This window comes from Burkholderia sp. Bp8986 (assembly GCF_003854225.1).
In the GTDB taxonomy this organism is placed as follows: domain Bacteria; phylum Pseudomonadota; class Gammaproteobacteria; order Burkholderiales; family Burkholderiaceae; genus Burkholderia.
The window spans coordinates 14802-41266 of sequence record NZ_QTQM01000019.1 but is presented as its reverse complement, the minus strand read 5'-3'; the positions used below and the strand labels follow the sequence as shown (position 1 = coordinate 41266).

Annotated in this window: 23 protein-coding genes, 1 tRNA gene and 1 pseudogene; 13 read left to right on the top strand and 12 right to left on the bottom strand. The window is 66.5% G+C overall.

Annotation, left to right across the window (positions count from 1 at the left end; all coding sequences use genetic code 11):
- The first annotated feature begins 3 nt into the window (after positions 1–3).
- Both DID99_RS18510 and DID99_RS37315 read left to right on the top strand, forming a co-directional pair.
- A complete protein-coding gene (locus tag DID99_RS18510; RefSeq protein ID WP_124488293.1) occupies positions 4–780 on the top strand; it encodes an MBL fold metallo-hydrolase in 777 nt (258 codons plus the stop codon).
- A gap of 120 nt (positions 781–900) precedes the next feature.
- Complete coding sequence (locus DID99_RS37315; RefSeq protein WP_185500420.1) at positions 901–1083, top strand: hypothetical protein; 183 nt, start codon at positions 901–903, stop codon at positions 1081–1083.
- Between the two features lie 20 nt (positions 1084–1103).
- On the opposite strand, the gene DID99_RS38485 is transcribed toward DID99_RS37315, so the two are convergent.
- Both DID99_RS38485 and DID99_RS18495 read right to left on the bottom strand, forming a co-directional pair.
- Positions 1104–1349, bottom strand: coding sequence for a hypothetical protein (locus tag DID99_RS38485; protein ID WP_011657350.1), 246 nt, complete (start codon positions 1347–1349; stop codon positions 1104–1106).
- A gap of 54 nt (positions 1350–1403) precedes the next feature.
- Positions 1404–2624 (bottom strand): cupin domain-containing protein, encoded by a 1221-nt coding sequence (locus DID99_RS18495; RefSeq protein ID WP_124667265.1) that lies wholly within the window; start codon positions 2622–2624, stop codon positions 1404–1406.
- Between the two features lie 32 nt (positions 2625–2656).
- Between DID99_RS18495 and DID99_RS18490 the strand changes: the two genes are divergently transcribed.
- Entirely contained in the window at positions 2657–3199 is a 543-nt protein-coding gene (locus DID99_RS18490; protein ID WP_044847987.1) for a peptidylprolyl isomerase, read from the top strand.
- Here the strand turns inward: DID99_RS18490 and DID99_RS18485 are convergent.
- From DID99_RS18485 to DID99_RS18465, 5 genes are all read right to left on the bottom strand, one after another.
- Positions 3179–4453: a hypothetical protein gene (locus DID99_RS18485; protein WP_124667264.1), complete on the bottom strand. Its 1275-nt coding sequence runs from the start codon at positions 4451–4453 to the stop codon at positions 3179–3181. The two genes, DID99_RS18490 and DID99_RS18485, sit on opposite strands and share 21 nt — an antisense overlap.
- Positions 4434–7091, bottom strand: coding sequence for a DNA mismatch repair protein MutS (gene mutS, locus DID99_RS18480; RefSeq protein ID WP_124667263.1), 2658 nt, complete (start codon positions 7089–7091; stop codon positions 4434–4436). The genes DID99_RS18485 and mutS overlap by 20 nt, the downstream gene beginning before the upstream one ends.
- A 334-nt stretch (positions 7092–7425) precedes the next feature.
- Positions 7426–8331, bottom strand: coding sequence for an AraC family transcriptional regulator (locus DID99_RS18475; protein ID WP_124488286.1), 906 nt, complete (start codon positions 8329–8331; stop codon positions 7426–7428).
- Between the two features lie 211 nt (positions 8332–8542).
- Positions 8543–10165 (bottom strand): NAD(P)/FAD-dependent oxidoreductase, encoded by a 1623-nt coding sequence (locus DID99_RS18470; RefSeq protein WP_124667262.1) that lies wholly within the window; start codon positions 10163–10165, stop codon positions 8543–8545.
- A gap of 66 nt (positions 10166–10231) precedes the next feature.
- Positions 10232–11035 carry an inositol monophosphatase family protein gene (locus DID99_RS18465; RefSeq protein ID WP_044847980.1) on the bottom strand — a complete coding sequence of 268 codons (804 nt, stop codon included), beginning with the start codon at positions 11033–11035 and terminating at the stop codon, positions 10232–10234.
- A 280-nt stretch (positions 11036–11315) separates the two neighbouring features.
- Between DID99_RS18465 and DID99_RS18460 the strand changes: the two genes are divergently transcribed.
- A complete protein-coding gene (locus DID99_RS18460) occupies positions 11316–12140 on the top strand; it encodes an RNA methyltransferase (protein WP_124667261.1) in 825 nt (274 codons plus the stop codon).
- A 327-nt stretch (positions 12141–12467) separates the two neighbouring features.
- Positions 12468–13241, top strand: coding sequence for a serine O-acetyltransferase (gene cysE / locus DID99_RS18455; protein WP_044847978.1), 774 nt, complete (start codon positions 12468–12470; stop codon positions 13239–13241).
- Positions 13242–13289: 48 nt separating this feature from the next.
- Here the strand turns inward: cysE and DID99_RS18450 are convergent, their stop codons facing one another.
- From DID99_RS18450 to DID99_RS18435, 4 genes are all read right to left on the bottom strand, one after another.
- Entirely contained in the window at positions 13290–14090 is an 801-nt protein-coding gene (locus DID99_RS18450) for a UDP-2,3-diacylglucosamine diphosphatase (RefSeq protein ID WP_044847977.1), read from the bottom strand.
- Between the two features lie 26 nt (positions 14091–14116).
- Complete coding sequence (locus DID99_RS18445) at positions 14117–14608, bottom strand: peptidylprolyl isomerase (RefSeq protein ID WP_006483987.1); 492 nt, start codon at positions 14606–14608, stop codon at positions 14117–14119.
- 88 nt (positions 14609–14696) lie between these two features.
- A complete protein-coding gene (locus DID99_RS18440; protein ID WP_012364186.1) occupies positions 14697–15272 on the bottom strand; it encodes a peptidylprolyl isomerase in 576 nt (191 codons plus the stop codon).
- 39 nt (positions 15273–15311) lie between these two features.
- The gene (locus tag DID99_RS18435) at positions 15312–16034 is read right to left on the bottom strand and encodes a tetratricopeptide repeat protein (RefSeq protein ID WP_185640822.1); all 723 of its coding nucleotides are present in this window, start codon (positions 16032–16034) and stop codon (positions 15312–15314) included.
- A 234-nt stretch (positions 16035–16268) separates the two neighbouring features.
- On the opposite strand from DID99_RS18435, the gene cysS reads away from it, so the two are divergent.
- The 4 genes from cysS to tilS all read left to right on the top strand — a co-directional run bounded on the left by cysS (position 16269) and on the right by tilS (position 21100).
- Complete coding sequence (cysS, locus tag DID99_RS18425; RefSeq protein WP_124570254.1) at positions 16269–17666, top strand: cysteine--tRNA ligase; 1398 nt, start codon at positions 16269–16271, stop codon at positions 17664–17666.
- A gap of 43 nt (positions 17667–17709) precedes the next feature.
- Positions 17710–18579, top strand: coding sequence for a DNA-3-methyladenine glycosylase (locus tag DID99_RS18420; RefSeq protein ID WP_124488283.1), 870 nt, complete (start codon positions 17710–17712; stop codon positions 18577–18579).
- Between the two features lie 99 nt (positions 18580–18678).
- Positions 18679–19650 (top strand): acetyl-CoA carboxylase carboxyltransferase subunit alpha, encoded by a 972-nt coding sequence (locus DID99_RS18415; RefSeq protein WP_006478433.1) that lies wholly within the window; start codon positions 18679–18681, stop codon positions 19648–19650.
- A gap of 43 nt (positions 19651–19693) precedes the next feature.
- A complete protein-coding gene (tilS, locus tag DID99_RS18410; protein ID WP_124522113.1) occupies positions 19694–21100 on the top strand; it encodes a tRNA lysidine(34) synthetase TilS in 1407 nt (468 codons plus the stop codon).
- Positions 21101–21222: 122 nt separating this feature from the next.
- On the opposite strand, the pseudogene DID99_RS38480 reads toward tilS, so the two are convergent.
- Positions 21223–21460 (bottom strand): annotated as a pseudogene (locus tag DID99_RS38480) (hypothetical protein); the annotation flags it as partial.
- Here DID99_RS38480 and DID99_RS18405 point away from each other — a divergent pair.
- From DID99_RS18405 to DID99_RS18390, 4 genes are all read left to right on the top strand, one after another.
- The gene (locus DID99_RS18405; RefSeq protein ID WP_040144529.1) at positions 21443–22696 is read left to right on the top strand and encodes an aspartate kinase; all 1254 of its coding nucleotides are present in this window, start codon (positions 21443–21445) and stop codon (positions 22694–22696) included. The pseudogene DID99_RS38480 and the gene DID99_RS18405 overlap by 18 nt on opposite strands.
- Positions 22697–22807: 111 nt before the next feature.
- Positions 22808–22901 (top strand) — tRNA-Ser (locus DID99_RS18400).
- A gap of 185 nt (positions 22902–23086) precedes the next feature.
- Entirely contained in the window at positions 23087–24460 is a 1374-nt protein-coding gene (locus tag DID99_RS18395; RefSeq protein WP_124570252.1) for a hypothetical protein, read from the top strand.
- 451 nt (positions 24461–24911) lie between these two features.
- Positions 24912–26441, top strand: coding sequence for a NuoM family protein (locus DID99_RS18390; RefSeq protein ID WP_124667260.1), 1530 nt, complete (start codon positions 24912–24914; stop codon positions 26439–26441).
- The last annotated feature ends 24 nt before the right edge of the window (positions 26442–26465 follow it).

Here is a 26465-nt window from a genome sequence, read left to right as displayed (position 1 = left end):
CGCGTGCGCTTCGCCAGCCTTGGTAGCGGCAGCGAAGGCAACGCGCTGGTCGTCGAGGTGTCGAGCGGCACGACGACCACCCGCGTGCTGCTCGACTGCGGTTTTTCTGCGAAGGAGGTCGAGCGCCGCCTCGGCCGCCTGAATCTCGGCATCGACGATCTCGATGCGATCCTCATCACCCACGAACACAGCGACCACGTCGGCAGCGCGCTGACGCTCGCGCGGCGCGGGTCGCTGCCGCTCTACATGAGCTGGGGCACGGCGCGCGCAGTAGGCGCGGACGAGGCCGATGTCGATCTCCACGTGTTGTGGGGCGACGAGACGGCCGCGATACGCGATCTGGCCGTGATGCCCTATACGGTGCCCCACGACGCGCGGGAACCGCTCCAGTTCGTCTTCATGGATGGCTGTCGCCGGCTCGGCGTGCTGACCGACGTCGGCATGGCCACGCCGCACATCACGACCGTCCTGAGCGGCTGTGACGCGCTGGTGCTCGAATCCAACCACGATACCGCGATGCTCGCCGGGAGCCGCTATCCGCAGTCGCTGAAGGCGCGGATCGGCGGCAATCATGGTCACCTGAGCAACGATGCCGCCGCCGGCATCCTCGCATCGCTCGAACGCAGTCGCCTCCAGCATCTGGTCGCGGCGCACCTGAGCCAGCAGAACAACCGGCCCGAGCTGGCCCGCCAGGCGTTTGCCGGCGTGCTGGGAACGGACGGGGAGGACGTGGTCGTGGCCACGCAGGACGCGGGCTTCGACTGGCTGACGCTCGGTTGAGCGGGCGCAGAGCGGCGCGGGAAGGGGGGCGACGGCTTGGCCTGCTTGCCTGCCGGGTGCGATGCGCGGAACCGACAGACGTAAAAAAACCGGCCCGAAGGGCCGGTTTTTTTTCAGCTGATGCTGAGGCTTACTGGCTTGCGCCCGAAGCCGGAGCAGCCGTCGCTGCCGAAGCAGCCGACGCCACAGCAGCAGCTGCGTCGCTCGCAGCAGCCGTTGCCGACGAAGCAGCAGCCGAAGCGTCGCTCGCAGCACCAGCAACTGCCGAAGCAGCCGACGAAGCAGCAGCCGATGCGTCGCTAGCAGCCGACGAAGCAGCTTGATCAGCGCTCTTGTTGCAAGCAGCCAGTGCAACAGCAGCCAACAGGGAAGCTACGAGGAGGGATTTCTTCATGATCACGTCCTTTTATGGTTAAAGGTAAGCAACAGCGCGAAACAATACCGGTAATGTGCTCCAACACCGACCTGGGCCGCTGGTGGAGACGCACTTCTAGAGCGTGAATCTTCCCTACGGCTTGGGCGGAAATTATATGCACTTTCCTATCGACCGTCGACAAATGCGGGGTCAATACGTTGTCTTTCCCATACAGAATTTGATCTGCACGGGCATACGGGGCGGCCCACTAAATCCGGTATCCGACCCGCAGCCAGCCCGCACAATACCATTCGTGCAGCAAGGCTGTCATCGAGGGAGCCCGGGATAGTGTTACAAACCGTTTCGCCTCCATGTGGCGGAGATTGGCCAGTTCGGGCAGCCATTCGCCGGCTTGCTCGAGCGGTTGTTCCTCGCCATTAATGAAGTACGATCGCGCGTTATACATCAATGCGGCGCGTCTGTCGAGATGCACGCCCCGGCGCGATGCCTGCGCGACGAACGCGGCCTCGGACAGCGGCCGCGCCGGCGGCTCGAATACGACGTTCGATTTGGGCTCGCTCAGGTAGCAGCCGAGGAATTCGGCGACGTCGCGCTTGCGCCAGCGGATCGCCTCGACGATCTCAGCAACGCGCTCGATCATCGCCGGCGGCAGTTGCGCGGGGGTGTCGACGGCCGGCTGCTTGGGGTCGCGGTAGAGCGCGTCGCCGCGCTCGTCGCGCAGGCCGCCGCGTTCCGCGAGGTAGTACAGGAATTGCGCGCCCAGCTCCCCGGCGGACGGCGCCCGAAAGCCGATCGAGCAGGTCATGCATTCGCCCTCCGCTACGCCGTCGTGCGCGATGTGCGGCGGCAGGTACAGCATGTCGCCCGGCTCGAGCACCCATTCGTCGCTCGGCTCGAAATGCTCGAGGATCTTCAGCGGCACGTCCGGCTGCAGCGACAGGTCCTTCTGCGCACCGATGCGCCAGCGGCGCCGGCCTTCGACCTGCAGCAGGAATACGTCGTACGAGTCGAAGTGCGGGCCGACGCCACCGCCGTCCGTCGCGTACGAAATCATCAGGTCGTCGAGACGCGCGTCCGGGATGAAGCGGAAGCGGTCGAGCAGCGCGCGCGCCGCGTCGACGTGCAGGTCGAGCCCCTGCACGAGCAGGGACCAGGATTTGCGCGAGATGGCCGGCAGCGCGCCCGGCTCGAACGGGCCGTGTGCAAGTTGCCACTTGTTACGAAAATGGGTGATCAGCCGCGATTCGGCGTCATAGTCGGCTGCCAGCTCGAACAATGCGTCGCGCGTGACCGGCGGCTTCACGCCGGGGATCGCCTGGCGGATCAGCAGCGGCTTTTTCTGCCAGTAGCGGCGCATGAATTGCGCCGGCGAGAGGCCGCCGAGCAGCGGCGTGGGAAGATCGGAAGGCGGCGCGCCGAGCGGGGCGTCAGCGGCATCCCGCGGTTCGGCTTGAGACCGGTTGCGCATCGTATAATGAGACTTGTATTTGGGAGAATTGGATGAAAATCGCAAAAAACACCGTCGTGTCGGTCGCTTACAAGCTGTCGGATGCGCAAGGCAATCTGATCGAGGAAAGCGACGAGCCGATGGTTTATCTGCACGGCGGCTATGATGGCACGTTCCCCAAGATCGAGGAACAGCTCGACGGCCAGGAGCCCGGTTACCAGGCGCAGGTTCAGCTCGAGCCGCAGGACGCGTTCGGCGACTACGATCCCGAACTCGTGAAGATCGAGCCGCGCGATCGTTTTCCCGAGCCGATCGAAGTGGGCATGCAGTTCGAAGGCACGCCGGAAGACGGCGACGAGGAAGTGGATTCGCTGATCTACACGGTCACCGACATCGCCGAAGACAAGGTCGTGCTCGACGGCAACCACCCGCTCGCGGGCATGGCGCTGCGTTTCGCGCTCACGGTCAAGGACGTTCGCGAAGCGACCGAGGACGAGATCGAGCATGAGCACGCGCACGGCGCGGAAGGCCTCGAAATCGTCGACGAGGACGAAGACGAGGACGGCGACGCACCGTCAGGGCGCACCCTGCACTGAACTGGCGGGCAGGCCGGGCGCCGGCCCCGAGGCAGGGGGCGGCGCGGGCCACGAGGCGCCGCCCGGCGTCGTGCCGTCGCCCTGCAGCGGCGGCGCGACCGACGACGAGTCGGGCAGGGCCGGCAAGGCCGGGATCTCCGGCATCTGCGGCAGCGGGACCTCGTCGCGCGGCACGACCGGCAGCGCGGGCGGGGTTGGCAGATTCTTCGGCACGTCCTGCAGGCTCACGTTGAAGATCGTCTGCCGTGCCGGCGACACGTTGACCTTCACCCACTGATTCGCCGGCTGACGCGGTCCGATCGCGACACGCGTCACATTTCCCACCAGCACACCGTCGTCCGCATGCAGCGGGCGATCGATCAGGAAACCATTCGCAAGCGGCTCGCTGCTCGCGTGCATCACCAGAATCGGGCCGCGGAATGTCGCCGCCGCCTTCACCAGCGTTCGTTTCAGTTCACGGAAGCCGTCGCGCACGCGAGGCCGGTTGAAACGCAACCACGCAAAGCGTTCGGTCCGCTCGTAGCGATCGAACTGCGGATCGCCTTCGAACATCACCACCATGGCGCGCGCTTCGCGCCGCTTCGCGTATTCGGCGGCGTGGTCGATCCAGAAGCCGTTCGCGACGATGCGGTCCTCGAATTCGCCGTTGCGGCCGCCGGCCGTCAGATAGTGATTGTTCGGCGCCGGTGCGTTCAGCGCGACGTAGACGACGTCGTCATGCATCCAGCGCGCGTTTTCGCGATACGGCCGGAACCGCGCGACTTCACTTTCGCGGGTGATCTGCAGCGCGCCGGCGTCGGGCAGCGCGGCGTCCGCCAGCAGCGTCTGGCGCAGGAAGTCCAGGCGTTCGACCGGATCGTAGCTGCCGCCGGCCGCCGTGTTGCACGTTGCCCAGTCGTCGTGGCCGGGAATGAACACGAGCGGCACGCGCGATGCGCCCAGGATCGCGCCGCGCTGCGTGTACAGTGGGTCGCGGCACGCTTCCTTCGCACCCTTGAGGTCGCCCGCATAGACGACGAAGGCCAGATTGCGCTCGCGCGCGATCGATTCGAACAGCCGCTGCGCGGCCGGCTCGTCGGCCGGCGCGTTGATGACGCCCGACACGATCGCGAACGAGTAGGGGGCGGCGGCACGCTTGGGCGGTGCCGCGAGCGTGCTCACCTGCACGAGCGCGAGCGTCGCCGCGACCAGTGCGGCTGCGGCGGCGCGGGCCGGCCGGCCCGACGGGAGGCGTTTACGCGTGCCCGTCGACATCGTGCGAGCGGACGAGCGTGCGCAGTTCGTACAGCAGGTCGAGCGCCTCGCGCGGCTTGAGGTCGTCGGGATCGATGTCGCGCAGCTTTTCGAGTGCCGGATGCGGGACGTCGGCCGGCGCCGGCGCATCCGCGCACGCGAGTTCGTCGGCCACGGCGGGCGGCGCGCTGAACAGGTCGAGCTGCGGCGTGTGCTGCGCGGCCGACTGCTGTTCGAGATACGCGAGATGCTTGCGCGCGGCGCGGATCACCGGCGCCGGCACGCCCGCGAGTTGCGCGACCTGCAGCCCGTAGCTCTGGTTCGCCGGGCCTTCGTTGACCGCGTGCAGGAACACGATGCCGTGGCCGTGCTCGACGGCCGACAGATGGACGTTGGCCGCTTGCGGGAATTCGGCCGGCAGCTGCGTCAGCTCGAAGTAGTGCGTCGCGAACAGCGTGTAGCAGCCGTTTTGCGCGAGCAGGTGACGCGCGATGGCCCATGCGAGCGCGAGGCCGTCGAACGTCGACGTGCCGCGGCCGATTTCGTCCATCAGCACGAGGCTCTGCGGTGTCGCGTCGTTCAGGATCGCCGCGGCTTCGGTCATCTCGACCATGAAGGTGGAGCGTCCGCCGGCGAGATCGTCGGCCGCGCCGATGCGCGTGAAGATCCGGTCGATCGGGCCGAAGCAGGCCGATTTCGCGGGCACGTAGCTGCCGACGTACGCCATCAGCGCAATCAGCGCCGTCTGCCGCATGAAGGTCGACTTACCGCCCATGTTCGGGCCGGTGATCAGCAGCAGCTTGCGCTCGGCGCCGAACCGGCAGTCGTTCGCGATGAACTGCTCGACCTGCGCTTCCACGACCGGGTGGCGACCCTGTTCGATCTCGATGCCGATTTCGTCGGTGAAGGCGGGCGCGACCCAGTCGAGCGTGCGGGCGCGCTCGGCGAACGCGGCGAGCACGTCGAGCTCCGCGAGCGCCGACGCGACGCGCTGGCACTCCGGAATGAACGGCAGCAGCGCCTGCAGCACGCCGTCGTACAGCGCGCGCTCGCGGGCCAGCGCGCGTTCCTGCGCGGACAGCGCCTTGTCCTCGAAGGTCTTCAGTTCGGGTGTGATGTAGCGCTCGGCGTTCTTCAGCGTCTGGCGGCGGCGATAGTCGTCGGGCACCTTGTCAGTCTGGCCGCGCGTGACCTCGATGTAGAAGCCGTGCACCTTGTTGTATTCGACGCGAAGGTTCGCGATGCCCGTGCGGGTGCGCTCGCGCGCCTCGAGATCGATCAGGAACTGCCCGCAGTTCTCGGAGATGTCGCGCAGTTCGTCGAGCTCCGCGTCGTAGCCGCGCGCGATCACGCCGCCGTCGCGCACCATCGCGGCCGGCTCGGGGGCGATCGCGCTGGTCAGCAGGTCGAGGCATTCGGCGGGCGGCGCGAGCGCCGCGTCGACGCGGGCAAGCGCATCCGCGTTCGCGACGATCGCGCTGATGCGCTCGCGCAGCGCGGGCAGCGCGGCGAACGTGTCGCGCAGGCTCGACAGGTCGCGCGGCCGCGCGGACAGCAGCGCGAGCCGCCCGGTGATCCGTTCGACGTCGGCGATCTGGCGCAGCGCGCTGCGCAGTGCGTCGAGGCTCGCGTTCGCCGGCGCGTCGAGCAGTGCGCCGATCGCTTGCTGGCGCGATTGCGCGGCGACCGACGCGCGCGGCGGATGATGCAGCCAGTGACGCAGCAGGCGGCTGCCCATCGTCGTGCAGCAGGTGTCCAGCAGCGAGTACAGCGTCGGCGATTCGGTGCCGCGCAGCGTTTCGGTCAACTCGAGGTTGCGGCGCGTCGCCGGATCGAGCCCGATGTATTCGGTTTCGTTCTCGACCTTCAGGCTGCGCACGTGACGCAATTGCTGACCCTGTGTGGCGGCCGCGTACAGCAGCAGTGCGCCGGCGGCTCCGCATGCGCTCGTCAGCGAATGCGCGCCGAAGCCGTCGAGGCCCGCGACGTCGAGCTGGTCGCACAGGCGCTGCGTGCCCGATGCGATATCGAAGTGCCATGCCGGCACGCGTTTGATCGCGCCGGCGCCCGCGGGCACGGCGTCGGTCGCGCCGTCCGCCGTCAGGATTTCGGCTGGCCGGATGCGTTCGAGCGCGGCGCCGAGCTGGTCGGGTTCGATCTCGGCGAGCCGCAGCGCGCCGCTCGCGAGGTTCAGCCACGCGAGGCCGATGTTGACCGCGACGCCGCGCTTGTTGTGGCCCGTGCACATCGCGAGCAGGTAGACGTCGTTCTTGTCGGACAGCAGTGCCGCGTCGGTCAGCGTGCCGGGCGTGACGACGCGCACGACCTTGCGCTCGACTGGCCCCTTCGACGTGGCGGGGTCGCCGATCTGCTCGCAGATTGCGACCGATTCGCCCATCTTCACGAGCTTCGCCAGATACTGTTCGACCGCGTGATGCGGGACGCCGGCCATCTTGATCGGCGTCCCGGCCGAGGCGCCGCGTTGCGTGAGGGTCAGGTCGAGCAGGCGCGCGGCTTTCTCCGCATCCTCGAAGAACAGCTCGTAGAAGTCGCCCATCCGGTAGAAGACGAGCGTGTCGGGGTGATCGGCCTTGATGCGCAGGTACTGCTGCATCATCGGAGTATGGCCGGCGAAGGCTTCGGGCGACAGCGTGGTCATAGGTCAGGCAGGAAGTTGTTGCTTTGGTTGCCCGAGTTTACCAGTCGCTTCCATGTGCACGCGCGAAGCTCGCCGTTCGGCTAGTTGCCGGCGACGAGGGGGGTAGTTCCGCGCAGGCAATTTCCGCTTCTCGGCGTCGGCATCGAGATTGTGGATCATCTCAATACGGGGCCGTTGACCGTAAGCGGGACGTCGGTCGTCCATGCACCGACCGGATTGATGGCCGATATCGATCATTCGATCTCGTGCGGTGCAGCTGACTGCCGTCACTTTGCAGGTGCGGCCGTCGGTCGGATGCTCATGTGACTCGCAAGAGCCGCGTCGGCCACGCTCCTCAAACGTTGTCCATGCGCCAACGACGCGGCGTAACACCGGTCACGCGCGTGAATGTTCTCGTGAAGTGGCTCTGGTCGGCGAAGCCGCATGCATCCGAGATCATTTGCAGCGGCATCGACGATGTGCGCATGTACATCATTGCGCGTTCGATGCGCTGATTGATCAGCCAGCGATGGGGCGGTAACCCGGTGGTCTGATGAAAGGCCTTGACGAAGTGGCCACGAGACAGGCCGCACGCTTTCGCCACATCGGCGATCGAGATGTTGCCGGTAAGGTGTTCGAGCAGAAAGCCTTTCGCCACGCGCTCCTGCCACGCCGTGAGTTTGCCGGTCGACTTCTCCCGCCGCTCGCCGATGCCGCCGTACAGACGCGCGACATGCGTCTGGAAGGCGAGCGCGACGTGGTCGACGAACAGCTGGGATGCGTGCTCGGGCCGCGCCAGGGCGGGGAGCAGGGCTTGGCCCAGGCGATGGATGACCGGATCCGTCGCACTCAAATGCGGCGGCAAGTAAAGCTGGGGCCGCTGCCTGCCACCGATTTCATCGACTGTCTCCTCGAGCGTTCGGCGCGGGAGGTGAAAATGGATGCAGTCGAACGCCCCCTTCAGGTCGGAAACCCAGCTGCGATCGAGGTCGTGAATCGTGACGGTCCCTGCGTCATAGGGGACGAAACGAGCAACACGTCCGTCAAGCCACAATTCCTGTTCGCCGAACGCGCGCAATTGCAACACGATGAGATCGGCGTCTTCAAGTTCGTATGGCGCGGTTCGGCCAATATTTCTACGAGATGTCTGCAGTCGGCTGATGCCGACCTGGGCGTGCGGCAGCGTCTGCGTGACCACGCTTTGCCTGAGGTCGGCCGGCATGAAATCAGATGACGCGTTGTCCGACTGTGCGGCGGTCATGGATTCGTGGAAACGTGGAGAATTCGGCCGCGGAGTATACCAAAGCGAAATTTGGCCTGGCATCGGCCGTGTTCGGCACATTGACCACTAATGGCCGCGGCGCATCGCAAAGAGGGGGTAGCTTCGCGTGGCGAACGTTGTCAGGCAGGGCGCAGATACTGCTGGATCACCCGGCGCACGGACCTTCGTGCGCCGGGCCTGACGGGCAATATCAGGACGCGTGCGCCGACATCAGATCGAGCGCCACCGCCTGCGCGACCTCGATACCGTCGATGGCTGCCGAATAGATGCCGCCGGCATACCCGGCGCCTTCACCGGCCGGATACAACCCTTCGACGTTCACGCTCTGGTAATTGTCCTTGCGCCGGATCCGGATCGGCGACGACGTGCGCGTTTCCACGCCGGTGAGCACCGCGTCGTGCATCGCGAAGCCGGCGATCTTCTTGTCGATCTGCGGCAGCGCTTCACGAATGGCTTCGATCACGTAGTCGGGCAGCGCGGTGCTGAGGTCGGTCGGGCGCACGCCCGGCTTGTACGACGGCACCACGGAACCGAGCGACGTCGACGGCCGTCCTGCGATGAAATCGCCGACCAGCTGGCCCGGCGCGCTGTAATCGCCGCCGCCGAGTTCGAACGCGCGTTCTTCCCACTTGCGCTGGAACGCGATGCCCGCGAGCGGGCCGCCCGGATAGTCCTCCGGCGTGATGCCGACGACGATGCCCGCGTTCGCGTTGCGCTCGGCGCGCGAATACTGGCTCATGCCGTTGGTGACCACGCGGCCCGGCTCGGAGGTCGCGGCGACCACCGTGCCGCCGGGGCACATGCAGAAGCTGTAGACCGCGCGTCCGTTGCTGCAGTGATGAACCACCTTGTAGTCGGCCGCGCCGAGCTGCTTGTGGCCCGCGAACTTGCCGAAGCGGCTGCGATCGATCAGCCCCTGCGGATGTTCGATCCGGAAACCCAGCGAGAACGGCTTCGCTTCGACATACACACCGCGAACGTGCAGCATCTGGAACGTGTCGCGTGCGCTGTGGCCCACGGCCAGCACCACGTGATCGCACCGGAGCGTTTCGCCGTTCGACAGCGTCAGCGAGCGCACCTTGCCCTGATCGATCTCGATGTCCTCGACCCGGGTTTCGAAGCGCACTTCACCGCCCAGTTCGTGGATGGTCGCGCGCATCTTTTCCACCATGCTGACGAGGCGGAACGTGCCGATGTGCGGCCGGCTCAGATAGAGGATGTCCTCCGGCGCGCCGGCCTTGACGAATTCGTCGAGCACCTTGCGGCCGTAGTGATGGGGATCCTTGATCTGGCTGTACAGCTTGCCGTCGGAAAACGTCCCGGCCCCGCCTTCGCCGAACTGCACGTTGGACTCGGGATTGAGGACGCTCTTGCGCCACAGGCCGAAAGTGTCCTTGGTGCGCTCGCGCACGGCCTTGCCGCGTTCGAGGATGATGGGGCGGAAACCCATCTGCGCGAGGATCAACCCCGCAAACAGGCCGCACGGCCCCATGCCGATGACGACTGGGCGCAGGAAGTTGCCGTGCTCGGGCGCCTTCGTGACGAAGTGGTACGCCATGTCGGGCGTCACGCCGCAATGCGGCGTGCCGGCGAGTCGCGGAAGCACGGCCGCTTCGTCCTTGACCTCGACATCGACGATGTACGTGAGCTTGATGTCGGAGCGCTTGCGCGCATCGTGCGCACGGCGGAACACCGTGTAACGGAGGAGCCCGTCTGCCGCCACGCCAAGCTCCGCGAGGCGCGCGCGAATCGCGGCTTCGAGGGCGCTCTCGGGGTGGTCGAGCGGGAGTTTAAGTTCGCTTAGCCGTAACATGAATATTCGGATACGGTCGCCACGAAGTCGTGGCGGTGTTGAGACGGGCGCGGGCGCGGCGCGGATTTACTCCGCTGCCGGATGCATGTAGCTGTAGCGGTTCAGGATCGGGATCATCTGCGCGTAGATCTTCGGATTCGCCGCGACGATCTCGTGACGATGCAGGAAATCGGCGTCGCCCGTGTAGTTGCCGACGAGGCCGCCGGCTTCGGTGATCAGCAGGCTGCCCGCCGCCATGTCCCACACGTTGATGCCTTGCTCGAAGAACGCGTCGAGACGGCCGGCCGCGACGTTCGCGAGGTCGAGTGCGGCCGCGCCCGGACGGCGCAGCCCCGTGCAGGCCTGCGTCATTTCGGTGAACAGGCGCGCGTAGGCGTCGAGGCCGTCCTTCTCGCGGAACGGGAAGCCCGTGCCGACCAGCGCGTCCGCCAGGCGGTCGCGGCGGCCGACGCGGATGCGGCGGTCGTTCAGGTACGCGCCGCGGCCGCGGGTGGCCGTGAACAGGTCGTTCTTGTTCGGATCGTAGACGACGGCCTGCGTGACGACGCCCTTGTGCTCGAGCGCAATCGATACGCAGTAATAAGGGAAGCCGTGGATGAAGTTGGTCGTGCCGTCGAGCGGATCGATGATCCACTTGAATTCGGATTCGTTCTCCGATTCGCCCGATTCTTCCGCGAGGATCGCGTGGTCGGGGTAGGCGGTCTTCAGCGTCTCGATGATCGCCTCTTCGGCGGCCTTGTCCACTTCGGTGACGAAGTCGTTCTGCTGCTTCTTGCGGATCTCGATCAGGTCGAGGTCGAGGGAGGCACGGTTGATGATCTGTCCGGCGCGGCGCGCAGCCTTGACAGCGATGTTGAGCATGGGATGCATGAGCCTGGATCCTGTAGCCGGCGGCACGGGCCGCCACGAAGTGGAACACACCGCCCGGAACGGCGCAAAACGTGCCGGGCGAGATGAGACGCGAATTGACAAAGAGCAGGGTACGACCCGCGCCGCACGGGGTGCGGCGCGTAAACGCATGATTTTACCCGATTTTCGGGAGTTTCAGGTGACCGGGATGCGGGGAAACCCCACTGGCCGTCCGGACGAGTGGGTTTGCCGGGGCGATGGCGATACCATACTGCCATTCTGACGAACCGAGTCGTATGTAGTGGAAACCCCGCAGAACCCCGCCGTGCCGTCCGAATCGGGCGCGGCTTCGTCCCCGCCGCTGTCCGGCGGCTTCACTTCCACCCGTTTCGTGCTCGTCGAGCCGAGCCATCCCGGCAATGTCGGGGCGGCCGCCCGCGCGCTGAAAACGATGGGTTTCTCCAGGCTCGTCCTGGTCGCGCCGCGCGTGCCGCACGTGCAGAGCGACCCCGAGGCGATCGCGATGGCGAGCGGTGCGGACGACGTCCTCGCGTCCGCGCACGTCGTGCCCACGCTCGGCGACGCGCTGTCCGGCGTCCACTGGTCGATCGCGCTGACCGCGCGCACGCGCGAATACGGACCGCCGCGCCTTGCGCCGCGCGCGGCCGCCGAACAGGCGCACACGCAGGTCGGCACCGGCGACATCGCGCTCGTGTTCGGCAACGAACGCACGGGCCTCGCGAACGAGCACGTCGAGCAGTGCAGCGCGCTCGCGCATATCCCGGCGAATCCGGCCTACAGTTCGCTGAACCTCGCGCAGGCCGTGCAGGTGCTCGCGTATGAACTGCGTGTCGCGTTCCTGGAGCAGGGAAGCGAGTCGCCGCGCGACGCGCAGCCCGAGGTCGGCACGCTCGCGCAGAGCGACGAGATCGAGCGGATGTACGCGCACCTCGAGAATGCGCTGGTCGCGCTCGATTTTCTCGACCCGCGCAACCCGAAGAAGCTGATGCCGCGGCTGCGGCGCCTGTTCGCGCGCACCGGCCTCGAGCGCGAGGAGGTCAACATCCTGCGCGGCATCGCGAAGCACATCTTGCTGAAGGCCGGTACGCCCGAAGGCGACGCGTAAGCGGCCGAAGTACGCCGCGGCGGGGCGCTCATGCGTTCGACGGATGCGCTCCGCCTGCAGCCGGCGTGTCGCATCGGCCGCCGCGACGGGGGTGCCCGGTCCGTGCCCGGCCGCCGGACGACCGCATAACCGCATAACCGCGTTACCTGGCCACGACCGGCGTCCCGCGCGAATACCCGCGCCGCCGACGGGGGGAACGCGCGACGCTGTGCGGCCGCGGGCGAGTGGCCCTACAATCGCCGAACATCATAAGCAAATTACCCGGCGCGATAACGACCGGCCGTTGCCGGCGGGCGTGCCGGCCTTTTCCCCAGCCCAGACCCGATCATGTTCACCAGACTGCGCGAAGACGTTGCGACGATTCGCGAGCGGGATCCCGCCGCTCGCAGTGCCTGGGAAGTGCTGACCTGTTATCCGGGGCTGCACGCGCTCGTGCTGCATCGCTTCGCGCATGCGTGCTGGCGCGCGAAGCGCTACTGGCTCGCACGCTTCGCGTCGCAGGCCGGGCGCTTCCTGACGGGTATCGAGATCCACCCGGGCGCGACGATCGGCCGGCGCGTGTTCATCGATCACGGGATGGGTGTCGTGATCGGCGAAACCGCGATCGTCGGCGACGACTGCACGATCTATCAGGGCGTGACGCTCGGCGGCACGTCGCTCACGCGCGGCGCGAAGCGCCATCCGACGCTCGAGGCCGGCGTGATCGTCGGTGCGGGCGCGAAGGTGCTCGGCGGTTTCACGGTCGGCGCGGGCGCGAAGATCGGTTCGAACGCGGTCGTCGTGAAGCCGGTGCCGGCAGGCGGCACCGCGGTCGGCAATCCGGCGCGCATCGTGATGCCGGCGCAACCGAAGCCGCAGCCCGAGCGCGCCGCGTTCTGCGCGTACGGGATCACGCCGAACGCGGACGACCCGATGTCGCTCGCGATTCACGGCCTGATCGACCACGCGGCGAAGGAAAGCCGGCGCGTCGACGAGATCGTCGCGGCGCTCGAGCAGCTCGGCACGCATCTGGAAACGCTGCAGGGCGCGGACGCGGCGCGTCTCGATCTGCGCAGGCTGTCGGCGGTGCTGGAAGGCAAGGCGGTCGAGCGCCAGGCGTAATGCGGCGCATGCCGGCGGCCGCCGGCAGCTGCGGCCGTGTCGCTCGCGTCAGTCGAGCGGCATCGCGTGGATGCCTTCGGCGTCGACGCGCAGATAGCCGCCGCGCGGCATGCCGTGGTCGAGATCCCAGTCGGGCAGTACCCAGCGAATCCCGCCCGGTTCGAGGTGGCGCGCGGGGCGATGCGTGTGGCCGTGAATGATCACGCTCGCACGGCTCTTCCGGAACAGCGCGGCGATGCCTTCACGCGTGACATCGTAGATCGCCGAAGCGGGGCGCATCCGGCCCGCTTCGCTGTTCGAGCGCATCCGTTGCGCGAGCGCGCGGCGCCAGCGGAACGGCCACGCGAGAAACAGCGCCTGCGCGACGCCATTGCGGGCAAACCGCCGAAATATCTGATAGCCGCGATCGGCCGTGCATTGCGCGTCGCCGTGGGTGAGCACGATGCGCTGGCCGAACGACGTGATCAGCGCCGGGTCGCGCAGCAACATCGCGCCGGCCGCCTTCATGAAGCGCCGGCCGAGCAGGAAATCGCGATTGCCGTGCATCACGTAAAGCGCGATCCCGCGCTCCGAGAACGTATGCATCAGCGCGGCCATGCGTGCCGCGAACGGATCGTGGTCGAGCACGTCGTCGCCGATCCAGTATTCGAACAGGTCGCCGAGGATGAACACCGAGTCGGCGCTGTCGGCCGTGTATTTCACGAAATGCTCGAACGCGGCGACCGTCTTCGGAATCGCCTCGCTCAGGTGCAGATCGGAGAGAAACAGGAACGGGCGTGCGGCTTGCGCGTATTCGCGCTCGCCCGGCACGCCCGCGGAGACGCTTCGCGGCGGACTCTCCTGCAACATCGAAGTGCCTCCGTAACGGCTGTGGGTCAGACCACCACGGCCTTTTCGATCACGACGTCGTCGGTCGGGACGTCCTGGTGGAAGCCCGCGTTGCCCGTCTTGACGCCCTTGATCTTGTCGACCACATCCTGGCCTTCGACAACCTTGCCGAACACAGCGTAACCCCAGCCCTGCGGCGTCGGCGACGAGTGGTTCAGGAAATCGTTGTCGTTCACGTTGATGAAGAACTGGGCGGTCGCCGAGTGCGGATCGTTCGTGCGCGCCATCGCGATCGTGTAGTTGTCGTTCTTCAGGCCGTTGTTCGCTTCGTTGTCGATCGGCGCGTCGGTCGGCTTCTGCTTCAGGCCCGGCTCGAAGCCGCCGCCTTGAATCATGAAGCCGTTGATCACACGGTGGAACACCGTGCCGTCATAGTGGCCCTTCTTCACGTAGTTGAGGAAGTTCTCGACCGTCTTCGGTGCCTTCGCGGCGTCCAGCTCGAGCTTGATCACGCCGTGGTTCGTGTGCAGTTCAACCATGATGAATTCCTTCGGTGAGGCGGTTTAAATGGCACGCGGCCGGTCGTGCGACGCGGCCGCGTGTGGCGCCGGACGTGCCGGCAGGTGCTTATTTCGAAACGATGCTGGCCGATTCGATCAGGACCGGCTGGGCCGGCACGTCCTGCATCGGGCCGCGCGAGGTCGTCGCCACGCCTTCGATCTTCTTCACGACGTCGAGGCCCGACACGACCTTGCCGAACACCGCATAGCCGTTGCCGTCCGGGTTCGGGTAGTCGAGGCCGCTGTTGTCGACCGTGTTGATGAAGAACTGCGCGGTGGCCGAGTTCGGATCGCTGGTACGCGCCATCGCGATCGTGCCCGTCAGGTTCTTCAGACCATTGCGGCTTTCCAGCGGGATCGGCGCGCGGGTCGGCTTCTCCTCGAAGTTGGTCTTGTAGCCGCCGCCCTGGATCATGAAGCCCTTGATCACGCGATGGAAGATCGTGCCGTTGTACTGGCCGGCCTTCACGTAGTCGAGGAAGTTGGCGACCGTCTTCGGCGCCTTCTCCGGGTAGAGCTCGACACGGATGTCGCCCTGGGAGGTCTTCAGCTGCACGACGGGGTGCGCGGTGGCCGATTGCGCGAACGCGGGCGCGGTCGCGAGAAGGGCGGCGCCGCCAAGCGCCAGCAACAGACGTTTCATTGCGATCCTCAGGTTGGGAGGGAGGGAAGGTTGCGCCGCTTACTGCGACGGCGCGACGTACGGCGCTGCCAGCGCACCGGACGGACCGTTGAACTGGAACGTCGGCGATATCGGCAGCGTGGTGGTGCTCACGTTTGCGGCGGCGCGATCGGTGTATGCGCGCGTGGCCGGCGTGACGCCGCGCGCGTTGGCGGCCGGCTTCGGCGGCGACACGATCTTCTGCAGGTCGGCGAGGCGCTGTGCGGTCGCGCCGCTCGTGCGGCCGAGCGCTTGCGCGCGCTTGTACGATTCGGCCGCGAGGCGCAGATAGAGGTCGCCGAGGTTCTCGTATGCGAGCGAGTAGCTCGGGTTCGATTGCGTCGCGGTGACGAGCGCGCTGCGCGCTTCGTCGTAGCGGCCGTGCTTCGCGTAGAGCGCCGCGAGGTTGTTGTACGGTTCGGGCAGTTCGGGGTAGGCCTGCGTGATCGCGATGAACTGCTGGATCGCGTCGTCGTCGCGGTTCAGGCGGGCGAGCACGGTGCCGCGCTTGAACTGCGCCTGCACGTCGTGCGGATTCGCCGCGATGCGCGCGTCGAGTTGCGCGAGCGCCTGTTTCCATTGCTTGCCGGAGATCGACGCGTCGATTTCGGGCGTGCCGTCGGCGGTGGCCGGGGCCTTCTGCGCATGCGCCGCGGGGGCTGCGAACAGCGTCAGTGCGACGCCCATGACGGCGGTCGCAACGAGGGTCGCAGCGCTCGGCGCGCGGCCGCGATGAGGTTTCATAGGCGTAAATCGGAATGTTATACTCCGAGCCATTCTAACAAAACGTCTGCGCGTTCCGGCGAGCGGCAGACAGTCTTTCTTTGCCTCTCGTGGCCGTCACCGCTGTGCTTGCAGCCTGACCGCCCCATGTGATAACGAGGACGCGCGGCGGCGAGCCGCAGCAGGTGGTCCGTGCGTTTCGCATGCTGGGCGAGCTTCGCCAGGGCGGTTTCCTTCGGCTCACGGTTCATCTCTATGGAATCACTGCGCATCTACAACACGCTCGCGCGTGACAAGCAAGTTTTCGTGCCGCGCCAGTCAGGCGAAGTGCGGATGTACGTATGCGGGATTACCGTCTACGACTATTGTCACGTGGGCCACGCGCGCATGCTGGTCGTGTTCGACCTCGTCCAGCGCTGGCTGCGTGCGATCGGCTATCGGGTCACGTACGTGCGCAACATCACCGACATCGAGGACAAGATCATCCGCCGCGCGGTCGAGAACGGCGAGACGATCAAGTCGCTGACCGACCGGTTCATCGGCGCGATGCACGAGGATGAGGCGGCGCTCGGCATCCAGCGTCCGGACATCGAGCCGCGCGCGACGCAGTTCATTCCGCAGATGCTCGGGATGATCGAGAAGCTCGAGGCGAACGGCTACGCGTACCAGGCGAGCGACGGCGACGTCAACTATTCGGTGCGCAAGTTCGCGAACTACGGGAAGCTGTCGGGCAGGTCGCTCGACGACCTGCGCGCGGGCGAGCGCGTTGCCGCAAACGATGCGAAGCAGGATCCGCTCGACTTCGTGCTGTGGAAGCGCGCGAAGGAGGACGAGCCCGACGGTGCGTCGTGGGCATCGAAGTACGGGATGGGCCGGCCGGGCTGGCACATCGAGTGCTCGGCGATGGGCTGCACGCTGCTCGGCGAGCATTTCGACATCCACGGCGGCGGGCAGGATCTGCAATTCCCGCACCACGAGAACGAGATCGCGCAGAGCGAAGGCGCGACCGGCCAGACGTTCGTCAACTACTGGATGCACAACGGCTTCGTGCAGGTCGACAACGAGAAGATGTCGAAATCGCTCGGCAACTTCTTCACGATCCGCGAAGTGCTCGAGCGGTACGACGCCGAGGTCATGCGCTTCTTCATCGTGCGCACGCACTACCGGTCGCCGCTCAACTACAGCGACGTGCATCTCGACGACGCGCGCGCGTCGCTCACGCGCCTGTACACGGCGCTGAAGGATGTCGAGCCCGACACGCTCGCGCTCGACTGGAACGAGCCGCACGCGCAGCGTTTCGCGGCCGCGATGAACGACGACATCAACACGCCGGTCGCGGTGGCGACGCTGTTCGAACTGGCGGGTGAAGTCAATCGCACGCGCGATGCATCGCTCGCGCGGCAACTGAAACAACTGGCGGGCCTCCTGGGCCTGCTCGGCCGCGAACCGCGCGCGTTCCTGCAGCAGGGCACCGGTGCCGCGCAGGCGGGCGGGCTCGCAGCCGACGAAATCGAAGCGAAGATCGCCGCGCGTGTCGCGGCGAAGCAAGCGAAGGACTATGCCGAAGCGGACCGGATTCGGGCGGAACTGCTCGACGCCGGTATCGCACTTGAAGACAAACCGGGCGGATCGACCGAATGGCGTCGCGTATGAGCGCGATGCGTTCCACTGACCGATCCGTCAGGTAGGAGGCAGGATGGCAACGGCCAGAAAAGCGCCGGTCAGGCGTGCGACTCCGCTCGCCGCGCGTCCGGCAGCCAAGCGCGCGCCAGCGGCGAAGGCGGACGCGACGCGCGCCGTGCCGAACGGCGCGCTCAACGGTCATGCAAAGCCCGCGCGCGCGAAGGGCGTGGACGCGGCGCAGCCGGAGGTCGCGATGGCGGCCGCCGACGCGGCCCGCAAGGTGCGGGCAGCCGATGCGGCAGTCGACGGCGCCGATGGCGTCGTGCGTCCCGCGTACTGGGATAAAGCGAGCGCCGATCTCGTCAAGCGCGACCGCATCCTGAAGAAGCTGATCCCGAAGTTCGGCCCCGCGCATCTCGTGAAGCGCGGCGACCCGTTCGTCACGCTCGCGCGTTCGGTCGTCGGCCAGCAGATCTCGGTGCCGTCCGCGCAGGCGCTGTGGGCGCGCATCGAGGATGCGTGTCCGAAACTCGCACCGCAGCCGGTCATCCGGCTCGGCGCGGACAAGCTGATCGCGTGCGGGCTGTCGAAGCGCAAGACGGAATATATTCTCGATCTCGCGCAACACTTCGTGTCGGGCGCGCTGCACGTCGACAAATGGACGTCGATGGACGACGAGGACGTGATCGCGGAACTCACGCAGATCCGCGGCATCAGCCGCTGGACGGCCGAGATGTTCCTGATCTTCAACCTGTCGCGGCCGGACGTGCTGCCGCTCGACGATCCGGGCCTGATCCGCGCGATCAGCGTCAATTACTTCAGCGGGGAGCCCGTAACGCGCAGCGAGGCGCGTGAAGTGGCCGCCAACTGGGAGCCGTGGCGTACCGTCGCGACCTGGTACATGTGGCGCAGCCTCGACGCACCGGACGCCGACGCCGATTGACGGCTATCGGGTTTTAAACATCAATAGTTGAGAGCCGGTTTTGCACGTCGCCCGCGCGGGTAGAATACGCGCTGCCGCAAGACCCAAGGATTCGAACACATGAAGACCACGTTTCTGGATTTCGAACAGCCGATCGCCGAACTCGAGGCCAAGATCGAAGAGCTGCGATTCGTGCAGGACGACTCGGCTGTCGATATTTCGGAAGAAATCGAGCGGCTGTCGAAGAAAAGCCAGCAACTGACGAAGGACCTCTACGCGAACCTGTCGCCGTGGCAGGTCTCGCAGATCGCGCGGCATCCGCAGCGTCCGTACACGCTCGATTACGTTGCGGAACTGTTTACCGATTTTCACGAACTGCATGGCGACCGCGCGTTCGCGGACGACCTGTCGATCGTCGGCGGCCTCGCGCGCTTCGGCGGCCATCCGTGCATGGTGATCGGCCATCAGAAGGGCCGCGACACGAAGGAGCGCGCCGCGCGCAACTTCGGGATGCCGCGTCCGGAAGGCTATCGCAAGGCCGAACGGCTGATGCGTCTCGCCGAGAAATTCGGGCTGCCGATCTTCACGTTCGTCGACACGCCGGGCGCATACCCGGGCATCGGCGCGGAAGAGCGCGGCCAGTCGGAGGCGATCGGCCGCAACCTGTACGTGATGGCCGAACTGAAGACGCCGATCATCACGACCGTGATCGGCGAGGGCGGTTCGGGCGGTGCGCTCGCGATCGCCGTGGCCGACACCGTGATGATGCTGCAGTTCTCGACCTACTCGGTGATCTCGCCGGAAGGCTGCGCGTCGATCCTGTGGAAGAGCGCCGCGAAGGCGCCCGAGGCCGCGGAAGCGCTGGGCCTGACCGCGCATCGCCTGAAGGCGCTGGGCCTGATCGACAAGATCATCAACGAGCCGCTCGGCGGCGCGCACCGCGATCCGAAGGGCATGGCAGCGTTGCTGCGCCGTGCGCTCGCCGATTCGCTGCGCCAGTTCCAGGGCATGAGCATCGATGCGCTGCGCGAGCGCCGCTTCGAGCGCCTGATGGCCTACGGCAAGTTCAAGGAAACCACGCCCGGCGCATGACCGGCGTGTTCGCATCGCGCGCCGTCCGGGGCGCGTCTCGCTCGTGATCCCCCCGACCGAATTCTCCGCCGACCGTGTCGTCCTCGACGCGGTCGGCGTTGCGCTTGCCGATCTGCCGGCCGATGCGCGCATCGCGATCGCGTACAGCGGCGGCCTCGACTCGACGGTGCTGCTCGACGCGGCCGTGCGTGTGGCGGGCGCCGCGCGTTGCGTCGCGCTGCACGTGCACCACGGCCTTAGCGCGAACGCTGACGCATGGGTCGCGCATGCGCAGGCGACGGCCGGGCAACTTGGCGTCGCGTTCGAGTCGGAGCGTGTCGATGTGCCGCGCGACAGCGGCCTCGGCATCGAGGCGACCGCGCGCGAGCGCCGTTATGCGGCGCTCGACGCGATGTGCGAGCGCCACGGCGTGGCCGCGCTCTGGGTCGCGCAGCATGCGGACGACCAGGCGGAGACCGTGCTGCTTCAGCTGTTGCGCGGCGCGGGGATCGCGGGCCTGGCCGCGATGGCACCGCGTTATCGGCCTGACGGCGCAAGCGTCGAGCGCGTGCGGCCGCTGTTGCGATTGTTGCGCGCGCAACTGGAGCGCTATGCGGCGCAGCGCGCGCTGACGTGGATCGACGACGAATCGAACGGCGACACGCGCTACGCGCGCAATGCGCTGCGCATCGACGTGCTGCCGGCGCTCGCCGTGCATTTCCCGGGTTTTCGCGATGCGCTGGGCCGCGCGGCCCAGCATGCGGCCGCCGCGCAGCGGCTGCTCGACGATCTCGCCGAACTGGATTTCGCCGGCGCCGCGCGCGACGACGGCCGCGCGCTGTCGCGCGATGCGCTGGTCGCGTTCGACGATACGCGCGGCGCCAACCTGCTGCGTTTCTGGATGCGCCGGCTCGGGCTGCCCGGTGCGTCGGCGGGGCGGCTGGCGAACATGATGCGGCAGCTGCGCGCCGCGCACGACGCGCATGCGCTGCGGGTCGATCACGCGGGGCAGTGCCTGCGGCTCTATCGCGACACCGTGTACTGGGAGGCGGGCGACAGCGCCGAGCCGGCCGACGACGGCACCGGAACGCCGCATCCCGAATCCTCGCTCGCGTGGGACGGCCAGGAAGTCTGGCGCGTGCCGGCATGGCGCGGCACGTTCGTGTTCGCGCCGGCCGAGGCCGGCAGCGACGGCGCGGTGCCGGAGGCGCTGCTGCGCGGCGCGACGCTCGCCGCGCGCGCCCGCGCGGGCGGCGAGCGGCTGCGTACGTCGCCCGGCGGCCCGGGCCGCACGCTGAAGAACCTGTTCCAGGAGCGCGGCGTGCCGGCCTGGCAGCGCGACGTGCCGCTGTTGTTTGCGGGCGAGCGGCTCGTCTACGTGCCGCGGCTCGGCGTGAATCACGGCGACGGGCTGGCCGATGCCGGCGCGTGGCGCCGGATCGAATGGCGTCCCGACCTGCTGATCGCATAGCGGCGACACGCTTGCCGCCGCGCGATCGCGCGCCGGTTTTCACCATTTGGTAAACAGCGCCGGAACGCTTGCCGAACCGGTGAGCGGCTTGTCAAGCGGGCCTCTATCGGGTACGCTCGGTCGTTTGCTCGGCTCGATTTTTGAGCGATTTGTGCAGGTTTTCCGCGTGACGTACCCGGTTTGCGCGGCCTGATCGGCCTTCCGGGCAAAATCCGTCACGCTTGCGTGTTGCGTCCCAGCCGTCCCCCTCGTCGTCCGTCCACAGCCACAAGCCGCGTGACCGAACGGCAACGCGGCCTGCCCAGCGCGCCCGTGCGGCTTCTCCTCCAGTTCAGAACGACAATGGCACTCATCGTACACAAATACGGCGGCACTTCGATGGGCTCGGTCGAGCGCATCAAGAACGTCGCGAAACGCGTCGCAAAATGGCATCAGGCCGGGCACCAGATGGTGGTCGTGCCGTCCGCGATGTCCGGCGAAACCAACCGTCTGCTCGGTCTCGCGAAAGAGATTTCGAGCCAGCCGAGCCCGCGTGAGCTCGACATGATCGCGTCGACCGGCGAGCAGGTCAGCGTCGGCCTGCTGTCGATCGCGCTGCAGGAAATCGGCGTCGAGGCCGTGAGCTATGCCGGCTGGCAAGTGCCGATCAAGACGGACAGCGCGTTCACGAAGGCGCGCATCCACTCGATCGACGACGAGCGCGTGAAGGCCGATCTGAACGCCGGCAAGGTCGTGATCATCACGGGCTTCCAGGGCGTCGATCCGGACGGCCACATCACGACGCTGGGCCGCGGCGGCTCGGACACGTCGGCGGTGGCGGTCGCGGCCGCGCTGGATGCCGAAGAGTGCCTGATCTATACGGACGTCGACGGCGTCTACACGACCGACCCGCGCGTGGTCGAAGAGGCGCGACGCCTCGATCGCGTGACGTTCGAGGAAATGCTGGAAATGGCCAGCCTCGGCTCGAAGGTCCTGCAGATCCGCTCGGTCGAATTCGCCGGCAAATACCAGGTGAAGACGCGCGTGCTGTCGAGCCTGACCGATCCGCTGATTGCGCTCGACGAAGAAATGCGCTCGGGCACCCTGATTACTTTTGAAGAAGACGAGACCATGGAAAAGGCAGTCATTTCCGGCATCGCGTTCCAGCGCGACGAAGCACGCATTGCGGTGATGGGCGTGCCCGACAAGCCGGGCATCGCGTATCAGATCCTCGGCCCGGTCGCCGACGCGAACGTCGACGTCGACATGATCATCCAGAACCAGAGCGTCGAAGGGAAGACGGACTTCACGTTCACGGTCGGCCGCGGCGACTACCAGAAGGCGATGGACATCCTCACCAACCAGGTGCAGGGCCATGTGAGCGCCGAGCGCGTGCAGGGCGACCCGAAGGTGTCGAAGGTGTCGGTCGTCGGCGTCGGCATGCGTTCGCACGTGGGCGTCGCGAGCAAGATGTTCCGCACGCTGTCGGAAGAGGGCATCAACATCCAGATGATCTCGACGTCCGAAATCAAGATTTCGGTGCTGATCGACGAGAAATACATGGAGCTGGCCGTCCGCGCGCTGCACAAGGCATTCGAACTCGACCAGGCCGCGTGAATTTTTTCGTGATGTATTGAAGAAAATGCATCACGGAAATTGACGCACGGTTCGAAACCCTATATTATCTCGTTCTCGTCGCACTGCCTCCCTGGTGCGAGCGAAAGTTTGGGAGACGTGGCCGAGAGGTCGAAGGCACTCCCCTGCTAAGGGAGCATCTGGGCCAAAACCTGGATCGAGGGTTCGAATCCCTCCGTCTCCGCCAAAAGCGGTGACAAAGCCCCGCAAGTTCTCGGACTTGCGGGGCTTTTTCTTTTCCGGCGTCGTTTCCGCACGCACCGCCCGGCGCCACGCTTCGTCCGGACAGCCAATCAATGCTCGACTCGGGCGGCGCTCATGCGCTAAATAGGCGTATCGCCTCGCGCGGCTCAATCGGGAGTTCCGGCACGCATGCATTCCGTACTGACCATCCTTTCGCACCGTCCCGTCGACGGGCTCGTCGACAATCACGAACGTTACGCGCGGGCCCACGGCTACCGGCACGCGATCGTCGACGGCACGCACGTGTACGGCGAGCGCCAGCAGGTGCTGCACAAGTACCACGCGATCATCGCGCAGCTCGTCGCGATGGAGCAGGGCGCGTTGCTGCTCGTGCTCGATCCGTTCTCGGTCGTGTTCGGCCAGCATGCGTTGCCGGCCGTCGCGGACGGTTATGACGCGATCGTCACGACGCAGACCTCGAAGTCGTCGTTGCCCGCCGCGAGCGGCATGATCTTTCGCAACGTGCCCGACGTGCGCGAGTGCTTGCGCAAGCTGGTGGTCGAGCTCGGCAAGTGGGCGATGCGCCTGCCCGAGCGGCAACACGCATGCGAGGCGACGCTGCTTGCCGAGCACTTCCCGCCGCTGCCGTTCGACCAGCCGCTCGCGACCGGCCATTTCGCGTCGGCCCAGACGGTATGGCGCGACGGGCTAGCGATCGACGCGGTCGTCGGCGCGCATCCGCTCGTGGCGCACCAGGCGCCCGAATGGCAGCAGATCGATGGCGTATGGGTGCCGACGCCCGACTACGACTTTCGCTACGTGCTCGCGCTCGTCGACGACGCGGCGCGTGTCCAGCGGGGCGAGCAGCCGAGCGCGATGGACGACTGGCGCACCGCGCAGCAACGCCCGCGCGAACCGGCGCGACACCTGAACCCGCATGCAAGCATTGCGTTCGTGAGCCTGCACACGTCGCACATCGCCGGTTACGGCGATCTTCACGAAGAGAACTTCGTTCGCTACTGCACGCGACACGGCTATGCGTACCACGCGTATCGCGAACCGCCCGCGCTCCTGCCGGCCGGCGTCGATGCGAACTGGGCGAAGCTGCACCTGATTCGCGAACATCTGCCGGATCACGCGTTCGTGTTCTGGGTCGACGCCGACATCCTCGCGATCGACCAGCGCCAGACGGTCGACGGCGTGATCGACGGCCGCGATTTCGTGATCGGCACCGACCACACGGCCTGGGCGATCAACTCGTGCATGATCGGCGTGCGTAACGTCGCGCCGATGCGCGAACTGGTCGAGCGCATATGTGCGCGCATCGAGCGCATCGGCGATCGGTCGTCGGTCTATGCGAGCGGCGGCGACCAGCAGGCGCTCTATGTCGAACTGCTGGAGGCGGGCATGATCGACGCGCGCTACATCGTCGATGCGATGTCGCTCGCGTCATCGCCGGTCTATGCGACGCGCGACAGCCGCTTCGTCCATTTCCCCGCGCAACACAACCACTATCGCGCGGTGACGATGCGCGTATGGGACAGGCTGAGCCATCAACGCTGACGGAATGCGCCGCGATTTCCGGTGTTCCGGATCGCGGCGATCGGCGGCCGGTGAAATAAAAATGAAAGTATCCGTGTAAGGATTGAATCGCTCTCATTCATCCTTCCCCGCATTCTACGCTTGCGCCCCGAAGAATCGGTCTTCCGGCCAAAAATGCGGCATCGCACCGATTCGTGCGATCGGCGTCGCATCACAATACGAAAAATTACGCATAAAAATCAGCGATCTATCCGGGCGTCGTGAAAAGCTCCTCTGCTGCGATGCAAAAAATAATCATTCGCCTTATGCTGGTTAACCCGATTGCGCTTGAGCGGCGTCAAGCTTTGCCCTGATTCCGCTTTACATTTTGCCAACATTGGCGGTCCGCGAAATCTATCTGTCGATTTGATTTCGTTTCCTTCGTCACGCCTGTTTCCGATGCAGCGCGCGACCCTCTCAAGGCCTGTTTGACATGCATGATTTCCCCTTTCTGAGCCTGGCGATCTGGGTTCCGATCCTGTTCGGCGCGTGCCTGCTGCGCGCCGGTTCCGACCGTCATCCGCGTCGCACGAGGCTGATCGCGCTGGTCGGCGCACTCGCGGGGCTGGCCGCCGTCGTGCCGCTCGTCACCGGTTTCGATTCGCACTCGGCCGCGATGCAGTTCGCCGAAACCCGCAACTGGCTGGCGGCTTTCAACGCCGGCTGGCGTGTCGGGATCGACGGCGCGTCGCTGTGGCTCGTCGTGCTGACCGCCTTCACGACGCTCGTCGTCGTGATCGCGTCGTGGGAAGCGGTGACGGTGCGGGTGGCGCAGTACTACGCGTCGTTCCTGATCCTGTCGGGGCTGATGGTCGGCGTGTTCGTCGCGCAGGACGGGCTGCTGTTCTTCATCTTCTTCGAGGCGACGCTGATTCCGCTGTACCTGCTGATCGGCACGTGGGGCAGGGAGCATCGCGTCTACGCGGCCGTGAAGTTCTTCTTCATCTCGTTCGCGGGTTCGCTGCTGCTGTTGATGGCGATGCTGTACCTGTACGCGAAGTCGCATACGTTCGACATGAACGCATGGCGCACGCTGCAGCTCGGCTTCGCGCCGCAGCTGCTGGTGTTCCTCGGTTTCTTCGCCGCGTTCGCGGTCAAGGTGCCGATGTGGCCGGTTCATACGTGGCTGCGCGACGTCTACACCGACGGCCCGACGGGTGCCGCGCTGATGCTCGCGATGCTCAAGCTCGGCGGCTACGGCTTCCTGCGCTTCGCGCTGCCGATCACGCCGGACGCGAGCCACTTCTTCGCGCCGGCCGTGATCGCGCTGTCGCTGTTCGCGATCGTCTACGCGAGCCTGATCGCGCTCGCCCAGACCGATCTCGGCAAGCTGCTCGCGTATTCGACGGTCGCGCACATGGGGATCGTCACGCTCGGGCTGTTCCTGTTCAACCAGATCGGCGTCGAAGGCGCGATCGTGCAGCTCGTGTCGTACGGCTTCGTCGCGGGCGCAATGCTGCTGTGCGTGAGCGTGCTGGTCGATCGCACGAAGCAGCGCGAGATCGCCGCGTACGGCGGCGTGGCGGGCGTGATGCCGCGCTTCGCGACGTTCGCGCTGCTGTTCGCGATGGCCAACGTCGGCCTGCCGGGCACGTCGGGCTTCGTCGGCGAGTTCATGGTCATCATGGGCGCGATCCGCGTCAACTTCTGGATCGGCGCGATCGCGGCGCTCACGCTGATCCTCAGCGCGTCGTACACGCTGTGGATGGTCAAGCGCGTCGTGTTCGGCAAGATCGCGGGTCCGCGCATCGCGAAGCTCGCCGACCTGAGCCGTCGCGAGATCGTGATGTTCGCGTCGCTCGCGCTGATCGTGTTGATGGTGGGCGTCGATCCGAAGCCGTTCACCGACGCGATCGATCCGACCGTCGCACGGCTGATCGAGGAAGCGAGCCGTTCGAAGCTGCCGGCCGGGGACGGCGGCGCACCGGCGCAGCCGGCGTACATGGCCGCGGCGCACGGCTGAGCGCGTGACGCCGCGCACGAGGTC

What these genes read in the sequence shown, in the direction of transcription:
- DID99_RS18490 (WP_044847987.1), top strand. Translation starts at nt 2,657, where the DNA reads ATGAAAATCGCAAAAAACACCGTCGTGTCGGTCGCTTACAAGCTGTCG.
- DID99_RS18390 (WP_124667260.1), top strand. Translation starts at nt 24,912, where the DNA reads ATGCATGATTTCCCCTTTCTGAGCCTGGCGATCTGGGTTCCGATCCTG.
- DID99_RS18440 (WP_012364186.1), bottom strand. Translation starts at nt 15,272, where the DNA reads ATGAAACGTCTGTTGCTGGCGCTTGGCGGCGCCGCCCTTCTCGCGACC.
- DID99_RS18395 (WP_124570252.1), top strand. Translation starts at nt 23,087, where the DNA reads ATGCATTCCGTACTGACCATCCTTTCGCACCGTCCCGTCGACGGGCTC.
- DID99_RS18420 (WP_124488283.1), top strand. Translation starts at nt 17,710, where the DNA reads ATGGCAACGGCCAGAAAAGCGCCGGTCAGGCGTGCGACTCCGCTCGCC.
- DID99_RS18445 (WP_006483987.1), bottom strand. Translation starts at nt 14,608, where the DNA reads ATGGTTGAACTGCACACGAACCACGGCGTGATCAAGCTCGAGCTGGAC.
- DID99_RS37315 (WP_185500420.1), top strand. Translation starts at nt 901, where the DNA reads ATGCTGAGGCTTACTGGCTTGCGCCCGAAGCCGGAGCAGCCGTCGCTG.
- DID99_RS18465 (WP_044847980.1), bottom strand. Translation starts at nt 11,035, where the DNA reads ATGCATCCCATGCTCAACATCGCTGTCAAGGCTGCGCGCCGCGCCGGA.
- mutS (WP_124667263.1), bottom strand. Translation starts at nt 7,091, where the DNA reads ATGACCACGCTGTCGCCCGAAGCCTTCGCCGGCCATACTCCGATGATG.
- DID99_RS18415 (WP_006478433.1), top strand. Translation starts at nt 18,679, where the DNA reads ATGAAGACCACGTTTCTGGATTTCGAACAGCCGATCGCCGAACTCGAG.
- DID99_RS18405 (WP_040144529.1), top strand. Translation starts at nt 21,443, where the DNA reads ATGGCACTCATCGTACACAAATACGGCGGCACTTCGATGGGCTCGGTC.
- DID99_RS18435 (WP_185640822.1), bottom strand. Translation starts at nt 16,034, where the DNA reads ATGAAACCTCATCGCGGCCGCGCGCCGAGCGCTGCGACCCTCGTTGCG.
- DID99_RS18485 (WP_124667264.1), bottom strand. Translation starts at nt 4,453, where the DNA reads ATGTCGACGGGCACGCGTAAACGCCTCCCGTCGGGCCGGCCGGCCCGC.
- DID99_RS18450 (WP_044847977.1), bottom strand. Translation starts at nt 14,090, where the DNA reads ATGTTGCAGGAGAGTCCGCCGCGAAGCGTCTCCGCGGGCGTGCCGGGC.
- DID99_RS18475 (WP_124488286.1), bottom strand. Translation starts at nt 8,331, where the DNA reads ATGACCGCCGCACAGTCGGACAACGCGTCATCTGATTTCATGCCGGCC.
- DID99_RS18495 (WP_124667265.1), bottom strand. Translation starts at nt 2,624, where the DNA reads ATGCGCAACCGGTCTCAAGCCGAACCGCGGGATGCCGCTGACGCCCCG.
- DID99_RS18470 (WP_124667262.1), bottom strand. Translation starts at nt 10,165, where the DNA reads ATGTTACGGCTAAGCGAACTTAAACTCCCGCTCGACCACCCCGAGAGC.
- cysE (WP_044847978.1), top strand. Translation starts at nt 12,468, where the DNA reads ATGTTCACCAGACTGCGCGAAGACGTTGCGACGATTCGCGAGCGGGAT.
- cysS (WP_124570254.1), top strand. Translation starts at nt 16,269, where the DNA reads ATGGAATCACTGCGCATCTACAACACGCTCGCGCGTGACAAGCAAGTT.